This is a genomic window from Streptomyces sp. enrichment culture (genome assembly GCF_964272895.1).
GTDB lineage: Bacteria > Actinomycetota > Actinomycetes > Streptomycetales > Streptomycetaceae > Streptomyces.
In genome coordinates this window covers 6,019,090-6,037,876 of the sequence record NZ_OZ186832.1, presented here as the reverse complement: position 1 = coordinate 6,037,876, position 18,787 = coordinate 6,019,090, and the positions used below count along the sequence as shown (strand labels likewise).

Here is an 18,787-nt window from a genome sequence, read left to right as displayed (position 1 = left end):
CCGGTCGGTTAACAGCACGTCGGGTTCGACGTGGGTTTCAAGGAGGTGATGCGCGGTCGTGCGGGACCGTTAAAGAGGGGGACGGGGACCGTTCCGGGGCGCGCGCGTGGACGCGCGCCCCGGAGACGGCCGCCATGGACCCCGCTCGGGTCCACGGCTGCCGGCCGGGAGCCGTCCCTCCCGGCCGGAGTTCAACTGCCGCACCTGGGTGCGGGCCTACCGCTCGGCGATCCTCGCCAGCCGCTGTGCCTCGGCCCGTGTGGAGCGGGCGACGGCGTCCTCGTCGACGGTGAGCAGCCGGCCGTCCTCGACGATCTGCCGCCCGCCCACGAAGGAGGCGGTGACCGGGGCGGCCGCGCCGAGGACCAGCGCGGTGACCGGGTCGGCGATGGAGGCGTGGGCGAGGGTGTCCAGCTTCCACAGCACCAGGTCGGCGAGCTTGCCGGCCTCCAGGGAGCCCGTCTCGGCGGCGCGGCCGAGCACCTGGGCGCCGCCGTAGGTGCCCAGGCGCAGGGCCTGGCGGGCGTTCAGGGCGGCCTCGCGGTGGGCGCCGAGGCGGTTGATGAGCAGGGCGTTGCGCAGTTCGGTGTGCAGTTCGCCGGACTCGTTGGAGGCGGTGCCGTCGACGCCGAGGCCCACGGGGATGCCGGCCTTCAGCATGTCCGGGACCCGGGCGATGCCCGCGGCCAGCCGCGCGTTGGACGAGGGGCAGTGGGCGACGCCGGTCCTCGTGCGGGCGAAGGCGGCGATGTCGGAGTCGTTCATGTGGACGCAGTGCGCCATCCACACGTCCTCGCCCAGCCAGCCGGTGGACTCGAAGTAGTCGGTCGGGCCCATGCCGAACAGCTCGTGGCAGAACTTCTCCTCCTCCACGGTCTCCGAGCCGTGGGTGTGCAGCCGCACGCCCAGGCGACGGGCCAGTTCGGCGCCCTCACGCAGGAGTTCGGTGGAGACGGAGAACGGGGAGCAGGGGGCGACGGCCACCTGGGTCATGGCGTCGAAGGAGGCGTCGTGGTGCTGCCGGACGGTGTCCTCGGTGGCGGCGAGGGCGCCGTCCAGGGTCTCCACGGCGAAGTCCGGGGGCAGGCCGCCGTCCTTCTCGCTGCGGTCCATGGAGCCGCGGGCGAGGGTGAAGCGGACGCCCGTCTCGCGGGCGGCGCGGATGATCGCGCCGGACAGGTCGCCGGAGCCCTGCGGAAAGACGTAGTGGTGGTCCATGGCGGTGGTGACCCCGCCGCGGGCCATCATTGCCAGCGAGCCCTGTGCGGCCGCGTGGACCATCTGCTCGTCGATGCGCGCCCAGGTGGGGTAGAGCGCGACGAGCCAGTCGAAGAGGTTGTGGTCGGTGGCCAGGCCCCGGGTGATCCACTGGTAGAAGTGGTGGTGGGTGTTGACGAGGCCGGGGGTGACCAGGTGGCCGGTGGCGTCGATACGGCGGACGACGTTCTCCAGGCCCTCGGGGGCCGTGCCGGCGCCGAGCGCTTCGATGCGGTCGTCCGCGATGACGACATGGCCCGAGGCGTACTCGGTGTCGTTCGCGTCCACCGTCGCGATGGCACAGTTCTCGATGACGATGCGCTGGGCTGCTGCCATGGTTCGTCCTTTGCGCTTCAGGTGGAGGGGCACGGCAGGACCCGGGGAATTGAGTACCGCGGCCGGGGGAGTTGCGAGCGCCCGCCGGCCGCGGGTGCCGAGATTCAGCTGTGGTTCACCTGCCCGGCGTGACCTACAGGTTGGTGAGGTCCACCGGGATCTTCGGCTCGCAGCCGTCCCGCAGGATGGTGGCCTCGATCAGGCCGTAGGGGCGGTCGGCGGCGAAGTAGACCTCGTTGTCGTTCTTCAGCCCGAACGGCTCCAGGTCCACGAGGAAGTGGTGCTTGTTCGGGAGGGAGAAGCGGACCTCGTCGATCTCGCTGCGGTTGTTGATGATGCGCGCGCCCATCTGGTACAGCGTCTGCTGCAGCGACAGGGAGTAGGTCTCGGCGAATGCCTGGAGCATGTGCTTCTTGACCTGCTCGTAGGACTTCTCCCAGTTGGGCATCCGCTGCTCGTCGTCGGTCCAGTTGAACCGCCAGCGGCCGGAGACCTGGGTGGCCAGGATGCGGTCGTACGCCTCCTGCAGGGTGGTGTACTTGTCCTTGACGTAGCCCCAGAACTCGGAGTTCGTGGAGTTCATCACGACCAGGTCCTTCAGGCCGGAGATGACCTCCCAGTTCTCACCGTCGAAGGTGATCTGGGTGAGGCGGGTCTCCTGGCCCTTGCGCACGAAGGAGTGCTTGACCTCGTCGGCGCCGATGAACTTGCTGTTGGCGTCGGAGGTCTCGATCCGGTCCCAGGCGTACTCCTCGATCCGGATCCGCGCCCGGTGGATCGGCTCCTGGCTGGTGACGAAGTGCCGGGCGAGGTGGATGCCGAACTGCTCGGCGGACTCGATGCCGTACTCCTTGGCGAACGCGTACACCGTGTTCTTGGTGGTGTCGGTCGGCAGGCAGTTGGCGTTCGAGCCGGAGTAGTGGACGTCGTCCATGTCGCCGCTCAGCGCCACGGATACGTTGAGGTCCTTGATGTGATGGGTGGCGCCGTCCCGCGTGATCTTGACGACTCGGTTCTCGGCCTTGCCGTACTGGTTCTGTCCCAGGATCGTGGGCATGTAGCTAGCTCCCTCGGTAAACGGAGTAGCCGAACGGGTTGAGCAGCAGCGGTACGTGGTAGTGCTCCCCGGGGTTCACGGCGAAGGTGATCGCCACCTCGGGGAAGAACACGCCAGGTCCGCTGTCCCGATTCGCGGGGGCGTCCTGCTGCGCATCGGCTTGCTTCTTCTCGAAGTACTGCTCGACCGCGAAGTCGAGCCGCACATGGGTCGTCCCCTCCGGCAGGTCCGGAAGGTCCTTGCACCGGCCGTCCGCGTCGGTCGCGGAGCCGCCGAGCGCCTGCCAGTCCGCATCACGCCCCGCGCGGGCTGCGAGCTGGACGGCGACGCCCTCGGCGGGGCGGCCGACGGATGTGTCCAGGATGTGCGTGGACACGGAGGCGGTGGTGCTGGTGCTCATTCTCAGGCGTCCTCTTCGACGAGTCGGGCCAGTCGGATGCGGTTGATCTTGCTCAGCTCGGTGCGCACGATCTCGCGCTCCTGCTCCGGCGAGTTGCCGATCCGCTCCTTGACCGCGTCCCGCATCTGCTCGCCGGTCCGGCCGGTGGCGCAGATGAGGAAGACATGGCCGAACTTCTCCTGGTAGGCCAGGTTCAGTTCGAGCATCTCCGCCTTGAGGTCCTCGGAGGCGCCGGCCATGCCGCGCTGCTCGCGCGCGGAGGTGGGGTCGCCCGGCTTGGGGCGGCCGATCGGCGGGTGGCCGGCCATGGCCTCCCCGAGGTCCTCCGCGGTCAGTTCGGCCATGGCGGCGTCGCTGGCGGCGTAGAGGTCCTCGACGCCGGCGTAGGGGCGGGCGGCGAGCAGCCGCCGGACCCAGGCCGTGGACGCGCACGCCTCGTGGAGCGCGGCGGAGGCCGCGCGCTCCTCGAGTGCGTTGAACCGGGCCAGGCCCGGTGGCGTGGAAGTCGAAGTCACGGGAGCCTCCGTGGCCGGAAACGGCCTTCGTGCTGAACGGGCTGCGGATAGCTAACGCCCTCCGAAACGCCACGTCAACACTTTGTTGAAAATTCCGGGCGACGAAACCCGGTGGCCCCCTCCGGACCTCCCCCTACGCCTCCTTTTCGCGGTTCAGGTAGTTGTAAACCGTGAAGCGGCTGACGCCCAGCGCGCTCGCCACGGTCTCCACGCCGTGCCGTACGGCGAAGGCGCCGCGCGCCTCCAGGATGCGGACGACCTCCTGCTTGGCCTTGCGGTCCAGGTCGGCCAGGGGCATGCCCTTGCGGCGCTCCATGGCGGCCAGGATGTGGTCCAGGGAGTCGGCGAGCTGGGGCAGGCGGACGGCGACCACGTCCGCACCCTCCCAGGACAGCACCACGTCGTCGACCCCGGCCTCGTCCGGCGGGATCATCTCCCCGCCCATGGCGTCGACCAGCGGCTTCACGGCCGTGATGAAGGGCTCGTCCGTGCTCACTCGGCGCCCTCCGCGATCACGTTGACCTGGAGCGAGACCCGGGTGGCACCCGCGTCCAGGGCCTTGCGCAACAACGCGTCCACGGCGGTCAGCACCGTGTCGGCGCCGCCCTCCGCCGTGTTGCCGAACGGGCCGACGTCCACCGCGTCCAGCTCCGCCGCCTCGATCACCTCACGGGCGGCCAGCGCGTGCGCGGGCGCCTCGTCGAGGTCGAACGGCTCGGTCGTGAACTCCACTCTCAATCGCACGCGCCCAACCTAACGCGCCGCAGGGGCCTTCCGGCAGCCCTGTTCGGGGGGTGTGGGCGGCTCGCCCCCCACAGGCAGGCGCGCGGGGAACTGCGCGACCAGCCACGGACGGACCCGCACCCGGCACACCGGCACAGCCCCCACGGCGCTCACCCGAGAAGAACGCCCGGCCGGCCGCGACGGACGCCGCCCTCCACGCCGTAGAGCAGTCGAGGAGCAACCCACAGGGAGGGGACACACCGTGAGGAACAGCGTCGTCAGAAGGGCCAGAGGCACGGCCGCGGCGGTGGCCGCGATGGCCGCGCTCACCGCGTCGCAGCCACCGGGCACGGCCCCGGCCCGGGCGTCCGCGCCGGTCCGCCAGGGCCCCGTCGCGCCCGAGGGACCCAGCGTGTCCGGCGACGCACCGTACCGCACCCAGCTCCCGCCGCTGGCCGGCGCCGAGGGCCGGGCGAAGGCCGCGCCGCCCGCCACACTGCCGGCGAGCGTGTTCGCCGCGTACCGCCGGGCCGAGGCCCGCCTGGCCCGCACCGACCCCGGCTGCCGGCTGCGCTGGCAGCTGCTCGCCGCGATCGGCCAGGTGGAGTCCGGTCAGGCGGGCGGAGGCCGGGTGCGACCGGACGGCACGACCCTGACCCCCATCCGGGGACCGCGCCTGGACGGACGGGGCTTCGCGCTGATCCGGGACACCGACGGCGGTGCCCACGACGGGGACACGGCGTACGACCGTGCCGTCGGGCCGATGCAGTTCATCCCGTCGACCTGGGCGTCCTGGGGCGCCGACGGCAACGGCGACGGGCGGGCCGACCCGCACAACGTGTACGACGCCGCGCTCGCCGCCGGCCGCTATCTCTGCGCGGGCGGCCGGAACCTGTCCGATCCGGCCGACCTGGAGCGGGCGATCCTCGGCTACAACCACTCCCGCGCCTATCTGCGCACGGTACTGGCCTGGTACGCCTACTTCCTGGGCGGCCACCGGGTGGTGCCGGACGCCGCCGGGAGCCGTACGGCGCCCAGGGCCGGAGCCTCCCCCGCGCCGAGCCCCGCCCCCGCGCCCCGCCCCTCCGACCGGGCCGAACCCCGCCCCGCCCCCGAACCGGAGCCGACCCCCGCTCCCCCGACCCGCAAGCCCGCACCACCCCAGCCCCAGGAGCGCCCCTCCGTCCCGCTGCCCGCCCCCAGTCGCCCGCTCGCCCCCGCCGAGCCCGGCGACCTCCTGCCGAGCCCTCCTGACCTGCTCGAAGAGGAGACGGTTCCGTTGCCGACTCGATAGCCGCCGCCCCCTCCACAACCCGCCTACCCGGCGGTAATGTCGCCACCCGCCGGTCGGCACCGCACGCGACCGGCGGGTGAGCGCGAAGGGGCCCTCATGGCGACGACGGACATACAGGCCGAGGCCGGGACACAGACGGCGCACGACCGCTGGCAGCGCATGTGGAGCCATCGCGAGCATCTGCTGAAAGTGGCCCGCCGCCGCTCGATGAGCCTGGAGGACGCCGAGGACGCCGTGCACGAGGCCATGCTGCGCGCCGCCGAACGCCCCGACCTGGACGACGAGCGGCTGGCCGCCTGGCTGACCACGGTCACCATGCGGCTGTGCGTCGACCGCCACCGCCAGGTCAGCCGGGAGGCCGAGGTCCACCGCAGCCCCACGCTGGTCGCCCCCGGACCGGTGCCGGTGGAGGAGGCCGTGTGCGACCGGGCCGAGGCCCGCTGGCTGGCCGTGCGCAGCGGGGAGCTGCCCGCCCGGCAGGCGGAGGCGCTGCGGCTGAAGTCGCAGGACCTGGACGTGGGCCAGGTGGCCGTGCGGATGGGCCTGAGCTACCGCACGGTCGAGTCGCTGCTCGCCCGCGCCCGCCGCCAGCTGCGCGGACTGCTCGCCGCCACGCTCGGCGTCCTGCTGTTCCTGTGCGGGCGCGGCAGGCCGCGGGCGGGCGCGGTCACCGCCTCCACGGCGGCGGCGACGCTGGTGGTGGCCGGGTTCGCGCTGCTCCCGCACACCGACGCGTGGGACCCGCAGGACGCGGCGCCACCTCCCGCGTCGTTCACCCCCTCCCCGGAGCCGGCCCGCGAGCGGCCGTACGGCGAGGGTGCGGGGACGTCCCCGGCCGAGCCGAGGGCGCCTCGCCGGCCGGCCGAGGCCGCCGCCCCGCGCCCCGCGCCGTCCGCGGAGCAGCGGGGCCTGCTTCCGCTGTCCGTCTCCCCGCTGCCCACGCTGCCGACGCTGCCCGCGCACGAGGTCACCAGTGCCGTGCCGGAGGTGCCCGAGGTGCCTGAGGTGCCGCCCGTGCCGCCCGTGCCGCCCGTCCCGCCCGTGCCGGACCTGACCGCACCCGTGCTCCCGGACACCCCGGAGCTTCCCGGCGCCTCCGCTCTGCCCGAAGCACCCCTCGCGACCCCGGAGATCGCGGCGCCGGCAGCCCCCGTGAACCCTTCCGAAAAAATTCCGCTTCCGTAGCGACGGACGGTCCGCCCCTCCCCGTAGAGCAGACGAAAGGGCCTCTGCTGAAGGGTGGACCGGATGGGTGTCGAGATCTGTGTGGAAGGGCTGACCAAGTCCTTCGGACACCAGGTCATCTGGCAGGACGTCTCGCTGACGCTGCCCGCCGGTGAGGTCTCCGTGCTGCTCGGGCCGTCCGGCACGGGCAAGTCGGTGTTCCTCAAGACGCTCGTCGGGCTGCTGAAGCCGGACCGGGGGTCGATCAAGGTCGCCGGCAAGGACATCACCCGGCTGCGCGAGCACGACCTGTACGAGGTGCGGAAGCTCTTCGGGGTGCTGTTCCAGGACGGCGCGCTGTTCGGGTCGATGACCCTCTACGACAACATCGCCTTCCCGTTGCGCGAGCACACCCGCAAGTCCGAGGCCGAGATCCGCCGGATCGTGCTCGAAAAGATGGACATGGTCGGCCTGATCGGCGCCGAGCGCAAGCTGCCCGGCGAGATCTCCGGTGGCATGCGCAAACGGGCGGGACTCGCCCGCGCGCTGGTCCTGGACCCGGAGATCATCCTCTTCGACGAGCCGGACTCGGGCCTGGACCCGGTGCGCGTCGCCTATCTCAACCAGCTCATCGTCGACCTCAACGCACAGATCGACGCGACCTTCCTGATCGTCACCCACGACATCGCCTCCGCCCGTCAGGTGCCGGACAACATCGGGCTGCTGTTCCGCCGCGAGCTGGTGATGTTCGGGCCGCGCGAGAAGCTGCTGAAGAGCGACGAGCCGGTCGTGCGGCAGTTCCTCAACGGCCGGATGCAGGGCCCCATCGGGATGGCGGAGGAGAAGGACGCCGCGCAGGTCGAGCAGGAGCTGGCGCAGATCGACGACACGGCCGCGCCGCCGCCGATGACCCCACGCCTCCTGCCCGGCCCCGGCATCACCCGCCCGCCTCGCTGGGAGGCGATCGCGAGACGGGAGGCGGAGCTGCACGGCGGCGACGGCGGCGACACCTCCGGCACGGCGGCCGCACCGCCCGCCGAGGCACGTTCCGAAGAGGCGGAGACGCGCACCGAAGAAGCCGGGACGCCCGCCGGGGAGCGCGCCGCCGAAGAAACCGGGACGCGGACCGAGGTCCGCACCGAAGCAGCCGGGACGCCCGCCGACGCGCACGCCGAAGAAGCCGAGGCGCCGGTCGAGGCGCACGCCGAAGAGACCGAGACCCCGGCCGAAACGCACGCCGAAAAGGCCGAAACGCCCGCCAAGGAGGACGCGTGAGCCTCTCCCCCACCGCCGGGCTGCGGCACTGCGGCGACCTCTTCGCGATGGCCCTGGACATCCTGCGCACCCTGCCTCGACGGCCGTTCCAGGTAAGGGAGTTCATCCAGCAGGCGTGGTTCATCGCGTCCGTGACCATCCTGCCGACCGCCCTGGTCTCGATCCCGTTCGGCGCGGTGATCGCCCTCCAGATCGGCAGCCTCACCCGGCAGCTCGGCGCGCAGTCCTTCGCGGGCGCCGCCTCCGTGCTGGCGGTGCTGCGCGAGGCGTCGCCGATCGTCACCGCGCTGCTGATCGCGGGCGCGGGCGGCACGGCGATCTGCGCGGACCTCGGGGCGCGGAAGATCCGCGAGGAGATCGATGCGATGCAGGTGCTCGGCATCGACCCGATCCACCGGCTGGTGGTGCCCCGCGTGCTGGCGTCGATGCTGGTCGCGGTGCTGCTCAACGGCCTGGTGTCGGTCGTCGGCGTGGCCGGCGGCTACTTCTTCAACGTCGTCCTCCAGGACGGCACTCCGGGCGCCTATCTGGCCTCCTTCACCACGCTGGCCCAGCTGTCCGACCTGTGGGCCGCCGAGGTGAAGGCCCTGGTGTTCGGGGCGATCGCGGCGATCGTCGCCTCCTACAAGGGGCTCACCGCGAAGGGCGGGCCCAAGGGCGTGGGCGACGCCGTCAACCAGTCCGTGGTGATCACGTTCATGTTGCTGTTCGTGACGAACTTCGTGCTGACGGCCGTGTACTTCCAGGTCGTTCCGCAGAGGGGGTGAGCAGATGCTGAAGCGACTGGAGGAGCTGGGCTCCCAACTGGTCTTCTACGGGCGCTCCTTGGCGTGGACCGGCCGCACCCTGCGCCGCTACAAGAAGGAGGTGCTGCGGCTGCTCGCCGAGGTGAGCTTCGGCCGGGGCGCGCTCGCGGTGGTGGGCGGCACGGTCGGGGTGATCGCCTTCCTGTCCTTCTTCACCGGCACCGAGGTCGGGCTCCAGGGCTACGCGGCCCTCAACCAGCTCGGCACGTCCAACTTCGTGGCGTTCCTGTCGGCGTACTTCAACACCCGCGAGATCGCCCCGCTGGTGGCCGGGCTCGCGCTGTCGGCGACGGTCGGCGCGGGGTTCACCGCGCAGCTCGGCGCGATGCGGATCAGCGAGGAGACGGACGCCCTGGAGGTCATGGGCGTGCCCTCGCTGCCGTTCCTGGTGACCACCCGGATGATCGCCGGGTTCCTCGCGGTGATCCCGCTGTACGTCGTCGGGCTGCTGTCCTCGTACTTCGCCGCCCGGACGATCACGACCGGCTACTACGGGCAGTCGGCCGGCACCTACGACCACTACTTCCAGCAGTATCTGCCGCCGGTCGACGTGCTCTGGTCGTTCGGCAAGGTGATCGTCTTCGCCGTCGTGATCATCCTGGTGCACTGCTACCACGGCTACTACGCGAGCGGCGGCCCGGCGGGCGTCGGGGTCGCGGTGGGCCGGGCGGTGCGGACCTCGATCGTGGCCATCAACGTCGTGGACTTCTTCCTGTCGCTGGCCATCTGGGGCGCCAGCACGACCGTACGGATCGCGGGGTGAGGGCGATGAGACTGCGGATCTACGGCGTGGCGTTCCTGGCCGTGCTGGCACTGCTGCTGTCGCTGGCGGTGGCCGTCTACCAGCAGGTGTTCACGCCCGTCGTACGGATCACGCTGGAGGCCGACTCCCTGGGCAACCAGCTCGACCGGCGGGCCGACGTCAAGCTGCGCGGACTGCTGGTCGGCGAGGTGCGCGAGGTGCGGGCGGACGGCCGCAAGGCCACGCTCGACCTGGCGCTGAAGCCGGAGCACGTGGAGCGCATCCCGGCGGACGTCCACGCGCGGCTGCTGCCCAAGACGCTGTTCGGCGAGAAGTACGTCGACCTGGTGGTGCCGAAGGGCTCGTCGGCGCGGCCGATCCGCGAGGGCGATGTGATCACCCAGGACCGCACCCGGGTCGGCATGGAGCTGCAGCGGCTGATGAACGACCTGCTGCCGCTGCTGCGGACGGTGAAGCCGGGCGAACTCAACGCCACGCTCTCGGCGTTCGCCACGGCCCTGGAGGGGCGCGGCGACCGGATCGGCGACAACCTCACCCGCGTGGAGGGGTATCTGCACCGCCTCAACCCGCATCTTCCCTCGCTGCAGGAGGACATCACCCGGTTCGCGGACGTGGCGGAGCTGTACGGGGACGCGGCGCCCGATCTGCTGGCGATCCTGCGCAACACGGTGACGACCAGCGAGACGATCGTGGAGAAGCGGGACCAGCTGGCGGCCGCGCTGACCTCCACCGCGGGCGTCGCCCGCACCGGCGAGGACTTCGTCGACGCGCACGGGGACCGGCTGATCACCCTGGGCCGGGTCTCGCGGCCGACGCTGGACCTGTTCGCCCGCTACTCCCCCGAGTACCCGTGCCTGCTGGAGGGCCTGGTGCGGCAGAACGCGGCGTCCGAGGAGACGTTCCGGGGCGGGCGGATGCGGATCACCCTCGAAGTCGTACGGCAGCGGCCCGGCTATGTCCCGGGCGAGGAGCCGGTCTACGGCGAGCGGTCCGGGCCCGACTGCCGGGGTCTGCCGCATCCGCCGGTGCCCGCACCCCATCACCATCTCGACGACGGTACGAAGGCAGGGATCTCGAGCAGTGTGCTCCCCCCAGGCGTGTCGGCCACCCGGTCCGAGCAGCGGACGGTCTCCTCGCTCGTGGCACCGGTCCTCGGTGTGCCGGCGGACGAGGTACCGGCCGTGGCGACCCTGCTGTTCGGGCCCATGGCCCGCGGGACGGCGGTGAGCGTCGTATGAAGTCGTCACAGGCGACGGCCGCGCCGCTGGTGAAGTTCGGCCTGTTCACGCTGGTGACCGTGGTGGCCACCGCGCTCCTCGCCGCCACGATCGGCGGGTTCGGGTTCACCCCGGAGCACACCTACCGTGCCGTGTTCAGCGATGTGACCGGTGTGGAGGAGGGCGACGACGTACGGGTCGCCGGGGTGCGGGTCGGGGAGGTCGAGGACGTCCGGATCAAGGACCGGACGCTGGCCGAGGTGACGTTCACGGTGGCCGAGCGGCGCCCGCTGTTCACCAGCACCCGGGCGGTGATCCGGTACCGCAACCTGGTCGGGCAGCGGTACATCGCGCTGACCGAGGGCACCGGCGACGGCACCCCGCTGCCGCCCGGCGCGACCATCCCGCTGTCCCGGACGCAGCCGGCGCTGGACCTGAACGCCCTGCTGAACGGCTTCAAGCCGCTGTTCGCCGCGCTGAGCCCGAAGGACGTCAACCAGCTCGCCACCGAGATCGTGAAGACGTTCCAGGGCGAGGGCGGCACCGTGCGCAGCCTGCTCGCGCACACCGCGTCCCTCACCACCACCCTCGCCGGGCGGGACAAGCTGATCGGCTCGGTGATCGACAACCTCAACACGGTGCTGGAGACGCTCGACCAGCGCGGCGGGCGGTTCTCCAGCCTGCTCAAGGAGCTGCGCCGGCTGATCTCCGGGCTGTCCGCCGACCGCAAGCCGATCGGCGACTCGCTGGTGAGCATCGGGGATCTGACCGACGCGACCTCGGGGCTGCTCGCGGACGCCCGGCCGCCGCTGAAGGCCGACATCGCGGAGCTCACCGAGCTGACGGGGACGCTCAACGACAACGAGGAGACCGTGGAGGGCGTGCTGAAGCGGCTGCCGAACAAGCTGAACGAGCTGACCGGGACGGCGTCCTACGGCTCGTGGTTCAACTTCTACCTGTGCGACTTCGACGGCCGGATCGTGCTGCCGAGGAGCGAGCGGGTGATCCGTCCGGAGCTGCATGTGGCGCGGGCGAGGTGTGCGGAGTGAAGCGTCTCCTCAGACTGCCCCGGCTCGGTGGGCCCCGGCTCAAGCTGCCCCGGCTCGGTCGGCCCCGGCTCAGGCGCCCCCGGCTCAAGCCCTTCCGCGAGCGCAACCCCGTCGTCATCGGTGCCGCCGGGCTCACCGCCCTCGCCCTGCTCACCGCCGCCGCGTTCAACGCCGACAGCCTGCCGGTGATCGGCGGCGGTGACACCTACAGCGCGGCCTTCGCGGAGGCCGGCGGCCTGAAGCCGGGCGACGAGGTGCGGATCGCCGGGGTGAAGGTCGGCAAGGTCGAGGAGGTCGAGCTGGACGGCGACCACGTCAAGGTCACCTTCAAGGTCAAAGGCGACCCGGACTTCGGCACCGCGACGGGCGCCTCGATCCGGGTGCAGACGATCCTCGGCTCCAAGTACCTGGCCCTGCACCCCAAGGGGCCGGGTCAGCTCCCGCCGGGCAGCGAGATCCCGCTGCGGCGGACCGTCCCGGCGTACGACGTCGTCCAGGCGTTCAGCGATCTGACGACCACCACGGAGGAGGTCGACACCGCACGTCTGGCCGAGGCCCTGGACACGATCTCGGCGACCTTCGAGGACTCCCCGGCGGAGGTGCGGGCCTCCATCAAGGGCCTGTCGAGGATCTCCCGGACGGTCGCACGGCGGGACGAGGAGCTGCGTGAGCTCCTGGACCACGCGAACGGGGTCACCGGTGTACTGGCCCGGCGGTCCGAGGACTTCAGCGCTCTGGTCGAGGACGGCGACAAGCTGTTCACGGAGATCGGCAAGCGGCGCAAGGCCATTCACCGGCTGCTGGTCACCTCCGCCGCGCTCGGCGTGCAGCTGTCGGGACTCGTCGAGGACAACGAGAAGGAACTCGGGCCCGCGCTCAAGGGCCTGAACCAGGTGGTGGACATGCTCGAGCGCAACCAGTCGAGCCTGGACCGCAGCGTGAAGCTGCTCGCGCCCTACGTCCGGGTCTTCACCAACACCCTCGGCAACGGCCGCTGGTTCGACAGCTACATCCAGAACATGGTGGCCGCCCCGGTGGTGCCGAGGACGGGAGGCGGGCGATGAGACGGCTGCGGAAACACGCGCGGTGGATCGTGCCGCTCGCGGCCCTGGCGGTGCTCGCGGTCGTGCTGTGGCCGCGCTCGGAGCCGACGCGGGTCACCGCGTACTTCCCGCGCACGGTCGGCATCTACCCCGGCTCCGACGTCCGGGTCCTCGGGGTGCGGATCGGGGAGGTCACCGAGATCCGTCCGGAGGGCACCCGCGTACGGGTGGTCATGGAGTACGACGCCGGCCGCAAGGTGCCGGCCGACGCGCAGGCGGCGATCATCAACTCCTCGGTGGTCAGCGACCGTTATGTGCAGCTGCTGCCGGTGTACCGCAAGGGCCCGGTGCTGCGGGACGGCGATGTGATCCCGCAGTCGCGCACGGCGGTGCCGGTGGAGCTGGACCGGGTCTTCGACAGTCTGCACACCACGTCCGAGGCGCTCGGACCGAGGGGCGCGAACCAGGACGGCTCGCTGGCGCGGCTGCTCGGGGTGAGCGCGCAGACCCTCGACGGGCAGGGCGGGAACATCCACCGGACGGTCGAGGATCTGTCGCTGGCGGTGACCACGCTGTCCGACGGCCGCGGCGATCTGTTCGGCACGGTGCGCAACCTCCAGGTGTTCACGGCGGCGCTGGCCGCCGACGACAAGAGCGTGCGGTCGTTCAACACGACGCTCGCGAAGGTCGCCGGGCAGCTCGCCGGGGAGCGCGAGGACCTGGCGGAGGCGCTGAAACACCTCGGGACCGCGCTCGGCGACGTGACGCGGTTCGTGAAGCAGAACAAGAAGTCGCTGACGAAGAACGTCCAGGGCCTGAGCAAGGTGACCAGGGTGCTGGTCACCCAGCGCAAGGCGCTGGAGGAGCTGCTGGAGGTCGCCCCGACGGGCCTGTCGAACCTGCAGAACGCCTACAACCCGTCCTCCGGCACCCTCGACACCCGCAACAACCCCGACCATCCGCAGGACCCGGCCGCGCTGCTGTGCTCGATCCTGCGCACGACCGAGGGGAAGACCGCCGACTGCGCGGAGCTTGAGGAGCTGTTCGACTCGCTGCCGGAGGTGCCGGCCGCGGGGCCCGCACCGGGCACCGGCACGGTCGACCGCACCCTCGGCGGAATCCTGGAGGCCCGCGCATGAGGAGGACGCGACAGGGCGCCGTGTGGGCGGTGGTCGGCTCGCTGCTGCTGACCGGCTGCGAGTTCAACGGCTGGTACGACATCCCGCTCCCGGGCGGAGCGGCGGCGGGCGGGGACGCCTACCGGGTCACCGTGGAGTTCCGTGACGTCCTGGACCTGGTGCCGCAGTCCGCGGTGAAGGTCGACGACGTCACCGTGGGCGCGGTGGAGAAGGTGGAGCTGGACGGCTGGCGGGCCCGGGTGCGGCTGCGGATCGCCGACTCGGTGAAGCTGCCCGGCAACGCGGTCGCCGAGCTGCGCCAGACCAGCATGCTCGGCGAGAAGTATGTGGCGCTGTCCGCCCCCGCGGACGTCCCGCCCGCCGGCCGCCTCGGTGACGGCGACCGCATCCCGCTCGCCCGCAGCGGCCGCAACCCGGAGATCGAGGAGGTGCTGTCCGCGCTGTCCGCGCTGCTCAACGGCGGCGGGGTGGCCCAGCTCAAGACGATCACGGTGGAGCTGAACAAGGCGCTCCAGGGCCGCGAGAACCGGGTGAAGTCGCTGCTGAGGGAGCTGGACACCTTCCTCGGCGGACTGGACGACCAGCGCGCGGAGATCGTCCGGGCGCTCAAGGGCATCGACCGGCTGGCCAGGCGGCTGGGCCGGGAGAAGAAGACCATCGCCCGCGCGGTGGACTCCCTGCCGCCGGCCCTGAAGATCCTCGCCGACCAGCGCAAGAACCTCACCTCGATGCTCACCGCGCTGTCGCGGCTGAGCGAGAAGGGCACCGAGGTCGTCGACGCCTCGCACGAGGACACCGTCGCCAACCTCAAGGCACTGCGGCCGATCCTGACCCAGCTCAACCGGGCGGGCGCGAACCTGCCGAACTCCCTTGAGCTGCTGACGACCTACCCGTTCCCGCGCAACGTCGTGGACGCCATCAAGGGTGACTACGTCAACCTGGAGATCACCGCCGACCTGGATCTGACGAACATCTACGGCAACCTCGACGAGGAGCCGCCGCCGCGGCAGGGACCCGAGCTGCCCGGGATCCCGGAGGTGCCGGACCTGCCGGGTCTGCCGGAGGCGCCCGAGCTGCCCGAGGTGCCCGGCGTCCCGGACCTGCCCGAGGCGCCCGAGGTGCCGGTACCGGGGCCGAGCACCCCCGAAGTGCCCACCGACGAGGACCCGTTGTGCCCGCCGGTGTGCACCGGCACCGGGATCGCGCACCGCACCGGCGGTCACCGGTCCGGCACCTCCGGGGACGGCATCGACCACGACCTCGCCGAGCTGCTCCTGAAGGGAATCCTGCCGTGATCACTCGTACGGTCAAGGCGCAGCTGCTGGCCTTCGCCACGGTCACCGCGGTCGGGGTGTCCTATGTCGGCGCTGAGTACACCGGCCTGGTGGACGGGCTGCTGGGCCGCGGCTACACCGTGCACGCCGAGTTCGCCGACTCCGGCGGCATCTTCACCGGTGCCGAGGTCACCTATCGCGGGGTGCCGGTGGGCCGGGTCGGTGAGCTGCGGCTGAGCGGGGACGACGGGGTGTCGGTGGCCCTGGAGATCGAGGACGGGGCGCCGCGCATCCCGGCGGACTCGCTGGCGGTGGTGGCGAACCGGTCGGCGGTGGGCGAGCAGTACGTCGACCTCCAGCCGCGCCGCACGTCGGGGCCGTATCTGCTGGACGGCAGCACCGTTCCGCGGGCCCGCACGCGGGTGCCGCTGCCGACGACCGACCTGGTGGTGAGTCTGGACCGGCTGGTGAACTCGGTCGGCAAGGACGATCTGCGGGTCACGGTCGCGGAGCTGGGCAAGGCGTTCCAGGGGACCGGCCCGCATCTGAGCCGGCTGGTGGACTCCGGGAACGAGCTGGTGGAGGCGGCGTCCGAGGCGCTGCCGGAGACGATCGACCTGATCGAGGACTCGCGCACGGTGCTGCGGACGCAGTCCGAGCAGGGTTCGGCGATCACGTCGTTCGCCCGCGATCTGGCGTTGCTGACCGAGCAGGTGAAGGACAGCGACGGGGATCTGCGCCGGCTGATCGGGAACGCCGAGCCGGCGGCGTACCAGGTGAACTCGTTGCTGAAGTCCCTGGACCCGGAGCTGTCGGTGCTGCTGGCGAACCTGATCAGCGGCGGGCAGGTGACGCTCGCCCGGCTGCCGGGGGTGGAGCAGGCCCTGGTGACCTTCCCGGTGGTGGTCTCGGGCAGTTACACGGTCATCCCCGGTGACGGCACCACCCACTTCGGACTGGTGCTGGGCAACGACGATCCCGCGCCCTGCACCCAGGGCTACGACACCCGTCGGCGCGACCCCGCCGACACCGGCGCCCGCCCGGCGAACACCGGGGCGCGCTGCACGCTGCCGCGGGGCAGCGCGAGTTCGGTGCGGGGCGCGCAGAACGCGCCCGGCGCCGCCAGGCCCGTCGAGATCGGCTCGGCGGGCGGCCAGCAGGCCGTGTTCGGAAAGGAGTCCTGGCAATGGCTGCTCGTCGGACCGATGGCGTGACCGACCGTTCGAGGAGGCTGCTGCGGTATCCCGCGGCGCTGGTGCGGCGCCCGGCGGCGCTGGTCGTCGCGACCGTGCTGACGACCGTCTCGGCGGTCTGGCTCGCCCTCCAGGTGTACGAGCACCGGGAGACCGAGCAGCGCCGGCAGGACATCCTGGCGGCCGCCCGGCAGTCGGCGCTCAACTTCACCTCGCTCGACTACCGGCACTACGACCGGGACAGCGCGAACGTGCTCAAAGGGGCGACCGGCGAGTTCCGGGAGCAGTTCGCCGGGCAGACCGAGCAGCTGACGAAGCTGGTCGCCCAGAACAAGTCGGTGTCCGAGGGCCAGGTCCTGGAGGCGGGTCTCGTCCGATCCGACGAGGACTCCGCCCGCGTCCTGGTGGTCGCCGACAGCAAGGTCACCAATGTGGCCGCGCCCAAGGGCGAGTCCCGTACCTACCGCCTGCAACTCGACCTGGTGCGGGTGGACGGCCGCTGGCTGACCTCCGCCGTGGAGTTCGTCGGCTGAAGCACGATCGTTAAGGAGAAGACCGTGGCACAAGCGACCCGGCGCACCCTCACGGCGGCGGCCCGAGCGGCGGCCAAGCGGGCCGACCGCGCGCAGACACGGCAGTCACCGCAACCGGCGGACGTACCGCGGCCGCCGAGGGCTCCGGCGCCGTCCGGCCGTACGGTCGTCGTCGAGGCCCCGGACGGCTGGGACGACCCCCCGGAGCCGCGTCCGCGGGACGAGGAGCCGGAGCTGCCGCGCCCGCTGCCGGGCCGGCTGCGGCTGGCGCTGCTCGGGGTGGTCCTGGTGGCCGGGCTGACCGCGGTGGGCGTCCTCGGCTGGCAGTACCGGGAGGCGCGGGCGACCGAGCAGGCGCGTGTCCAGGCGCTCGCGGCGGCCCGCGCGGCCGCCCCTGTCGTACTTTCCTACGACCACCGCCGTCTGGACCGTGACTTCGCGCGCGCCCGCGCGCTGCTGACGGGGAAGTTCCGCGAGGAGTACGCCCGTACGACGAAGCAGGTCGTCGGGCCGACGGCCCGGAAGTACGAGGGTGTGGTGCGGGCGACGGTCGTGCGGCCGGCCGACGGCGGTGCCCCGGCCGCCTCGGTGGTGTCGGCCTCGCCCGACCGGGCCGTGGTGCTGCTGTTCGTCAACCAGGTCACCGAGAGCACGCAGGTCACCGGTTCCCGCGTGGACCTGAACCGGGTCCGCATGACCGTGGACCGCACCCCCGACGGTTGGAAGGTGAGCGCCGTGGACGCCCTCTGACCTGCACGCCCCTGAGCCCCCGCGCACCCTCGCGCGGGGGCTCTTTGCGTTTTCGCCTCTTGACAGCCCTCACCGACCACAGGCAATCTTCCGTTACGCAGAAACGTACTTCCGCAATACGAAAACTCTCTAGCACGGAAGGGAGCGCGGCCCTGATGGGATTCGCAGACCAGCGCTTCAACGTCAACCTGTCGATCCTCTTCACGGAACTCCCGCTCCTGGAGCGCCCGGCGGCGGCTGCCGCGGCCGGCTTCACCGCGGTGGAGCTGTGGTGGCCCTGGATCGAGACCCCGACCCCGGAGCAGTCCGAGCTCGACGCCCTGAAGAAGGCGATCGAGGACGCGGGCGTCCAGCTCACGGGCCTGAACTTCTACGCCGGTCAGCTGCCCGGCCCCGACCGCGGCGCCCTGTCGGTGCCCGGCGAGGAGTCGGAGCGGTTCCGCGCCAACATCGACGTGGCCGCCGGCTTCGCCGCCTCGCTCGGCTGCAAGGCGCTCAACGCCCTGTACGGCAACCGCGTCGAGGGCGTGGAGGCGGCCGAGCAGGACGCGCTCGCCCTGGAGAACCTGGTCCTCGCGGCCCGCGCGGCCGACCGGATCGGCGCGATCCTGCTGATCGAGGCGCTGAACAAGCCCGAGTCGCCGCTGTACCCGCTGGTCAGCGCCCCGGCCGCGATCGAGGTCGTGGACAAGGTCAACGAGGCCACCGGGCTCGGCAACGCCACGTTCCTCATGGACCTGTACCACCTGTCCATGAACGGCGAGGACCTGCCGTCGGTGATCGAGCGGTATGCCGCGAAGACCGGCCATGTGCAGATCGCCGACAACCCCGGCCGCGGCGCCCCGGGCACCGGCTCCCTCCCGCTGGCGGACCTGCTCGACCAGCTGAAGAAGGCCGGTTACGACGGCTGGGTCGGCCTTGAGTACAAGCCGGGCGACCGTCCGAGCGCCGAGGCATTCGACTGGCTGCCGACCGAGGCCCGAGCGGCCCGCTGACCAC

General features: G+C 71.8%; 20 protein-coding genes. 14 read left to right on the top strand and 6 right to left on the bottom strand.

The features are described from left to right. Nucleotides 1-216: 216 nt before the first annotated feature. The 6 genes from ACSU6M_RS27100 to ACSU6M_RS27075 form a co-directional block, all read right to left on the bottom strand. Nucleotides 217-1,593 (bottom strand): 8-oxoguanine deaminase, encoded by a 1,377-nt coding sequence (locus tag ACSU6M_RS27100; RefSeq protein ID WP_437073045.1) that lies wholly within the window; start codon nucleotides 1,591-1,593, stop codon nucleotides 217-219. 133 nt (nucleotides 1,594-1,726) lie between these two features. Next, entirely contained in the window at nucleotides 1,727-2,650 is a 924-nt protein-coding gene (gene pucL / locus ACSU6M_RS27095) for a factor-independent urate hydroxylase (RefSeq protein WP_437073044.1), read from the bottom strand. Between the two features lie 4 nt (nucleotides 2,651-2,654). Beyond that, nucleotides 2,655-3,050 carry a hydroxyisourate hydrolase gene (gene uraH / locus ACSU6M_RS27090; RefSeq protein WP_437073043.1) on the bottom strand — a complete coding sequence of 132 codons (396 nt, stop codon included), beginning with the start codon at nucleotides 3,048-3,050 and terminating at the stop codon, nucleotides 2,655-2,657. A gap of 2 nt (nucleotides 3,051-3,052) precedes the next feature. Further along, nucleotides 3,053-3,565: a 2-oxo-4-hydroxy-4-carboxy-5-ureidoimidazoline decarboxylase gene (uraD, locus tag ACSU6M_RS27085; protein WP_437073041.1), complete on the bottom strand. Its 513-nt coding sequence runs from the start codon at nucleotides 3,563-3,565 to the stop codon at nucleotides 3,053-3,055. 133 nt (nucleotides 3,566-3,698) lie between these two features. Further along, nucleotides 3,699-4,010 carry a helix-turn-helix domain-containing protein gene (locus ACSU6M_RS27080; protein ID WP_437075370.1) on the bottom strand — a complete coding sequence of 104 codons (312 nt, stop codon included), beginning with the start codon at nucleotides 4,008-4,010 and terminating at the stop codon, nucleotides 3,699-3,701. 47 nt (nucleotides 4,011-4,057) lie between these two features. Then, nucleotides 4,058-4,309, bottom strand: coding sequence for a hypothetical protein (locus ACSU6M_RS27075; protein WP_437073040.1), 252 nt, complete (start codon nucleotides 4,307-4,309; stop codon nucleotides 4,058-4,060). Between the two features lie 241 nt (nucleotides 4,310-4,550). Between ACSU6M_RS27075 and ACSU6M_RS27070 the strand changes: the two genes are divergently transcribed. The 14 genes from ACSU6M_RS27070 (at nucleotide 4,551) to ACSU6M_RS27005 (ending at nucleotide 18,783) form a co-directional block, all read left to right on the top strand. Further along, nucleotides 4,551-5,582, top strand: a complete 1,032-nt coding sequence (locus ACSU6M_RS27070; protein ID WP_437073038.1) for a lytic transglycosylase domain-containing protein — start codon at nucleotides 4,551-4,553, stop codon at nucleotides 5,580-5,582. A 96-nt stretch (nucleotides 5,583-5,678) separates the two neighbouring features. After that, entirely contained in the window at nucleotides 5,679-6,767 is a 1,089-nt protein-coding gene (locus ACSU6M_RS27065) for a sigma-70 family RNA polymerase sigma factor (protein ID WP_437073037.1), read from the top strand. Nucleotides 6,768-6,830: 63 nt separating this feature from the next. Continuing rightward, nucleotides 6,831-8,021, top strand: coding sequence for an ABC transporter ATP-binding protein (locus tag ACSU6M_RS27060; RefSeq protein WP_437073035.1), 1,191 nt, complete (start codon nucleotides 6,831-6,833; stop codon nucleotides 8,019-8,021). Further along, nucleotides 8,018-8,788: an MlaE family ABC transporter permease gene (locus ACSU6M_RS27055; RefSeq protein WP_437073033.1), complete on the top strand. Its 771-nt coding sequence runs from the start codon at nucleotides 8,018-8,020 to the stop codon at nucleotides 8,786-8,788. The genes ACSU6M_RS27060 and ACSU6M_RS27055 overlap by 4 nt, the downstream gene beginning before the upstream one ends. A gap of 4 nt (nucleotides 8,789-8,792) precedes the next feature. Further along, nucleotides 8,793-9,590 carry an MlaE family ABC transporter permease gene (locus ACSU6M_RS27050; protein WP_437073031.1) on the top strand — a complete coding sequence of 266 codons (798 nt, stop codon included), beginning with the start codon at nucleotides 8,793-8,795 and terminating at the stop codon, nucleotides 9,588-9,590. Nucleotides 9,591-9,595: 5 nt separating this feature from the next. Continuing rightward, nucleotides 9,596-10,828, top strand: a complete 1,233-nt coding sequence (locus tag ACSU6M_RS27045) for an MCE family protein (protein WP_437073030.1) — start codon at nucleotides 9,596-9,598, stop codon at nucleotides 10,826-10,828. After that, a complete protein-coding gene (locus ACSU6M_RS27040) occupies nucleotides 10,825-11,856 on the top strand; it encodes an MCE family protein (RefSeq protein WP_437073028.1) in 1,032 nt (343 codons plus the stop codon). The genes ACSU6M_RS27045 and ACSU6M_RS27040 overlap by 4 nt, the downstream gene beginning before the upstream one ends. 44 nt (nucleotides 11,857-11,900) lie before the next feature. Next, nucleotides 11,901-12,920 carry an MCE family protein gene (locus ACSU6M_RS27035; RefSeq protein WP_437075368.1) on the top strand — a complete coding sequence of 340 codons (1,020 nt, stop codon included), beginning with the start codon at nucleotides 11,901-11,903 and terminating at the stop codon, nucleotides 12,918-12,920. Continuing rightward, nucleotides 12,917-14,038, top strand: a complete 1,122-nt coding sequence (locus ACSU6M_RS27030) for an MCE family protein (RefSeq protein WP_437073026.1) — start codon at nucleotides 12,917-12,919, stop codon at nucleotides 14,036-14,038. Before ACSU6M_RS27035 ends, ACSU6M_RS27030 begins: the two co-directional genes overlap by 4 nt. After that, entirely contained in the window at nucleotides 14,035-15,333 is a 1,299-nt protein-coding gene (locus ACSU6M_RS27025; protein WP_437073025.1) for an MCE family protein, read from the top strand. Before ACSU6M_RS27030 ends, ACSU6M_RS27025 begins: the two co-directional genes overlap by 4 nt. Continuing rightward, nucleotides 15,330-16,526, top strand: a complete 1,197-nt coding sequence (locus ACSU6M_RS27020; protein WP_437073023.1) for an MCE family protein — start codon at nucleotides 15,330-15,332, stop codon at nucleotides 16,524-16,526. The genes ACSU6M_RS27025 and ACSU6M_RS27020 overlap by 4 nt, the downstream gene beginning before the upstream one ends. After that, nucleotides 16,493-17,038 (top strand): hypothetical protein, encoded by a 546-nt coding sequence (locus ACSU6M_RS27015; protein ID WP_437075367.1) that lies wholly within the window; start codon nucleotides 16,493-16,495, stop codon nucleotides 17,036-17,038. The genes ACSU6M_RS27020 and ACSU6M_RS27015 overlap by 34 nt, the downstream gene beginning before the upstream one ends. A 24-nt stretch (nucleotides 17,039-17,062) precedes the next feature. Then, entirely contained in the window at nucleotides 17,063-17,788 is a 726-nt protein-coding gene (locus tag ACSU6M_RS27010; RefSeq protein ID WP_437073021.1) for a hypothetical protein, read from the top strand. A 155-nt stretch (nucleotides 17,789-17,943) separates the two neighbouring features. Beyond that, entirely contained in the window at nucleotides 17,944-18,783 is an 840-nt protein-coding gene (locus ACSU6M_RS27005) for a TIM barrel protein (protein WP_437073019.1), read from the top strand. Nucleotides 18,784-18,787: the final 4 nt, after the last annotated feature.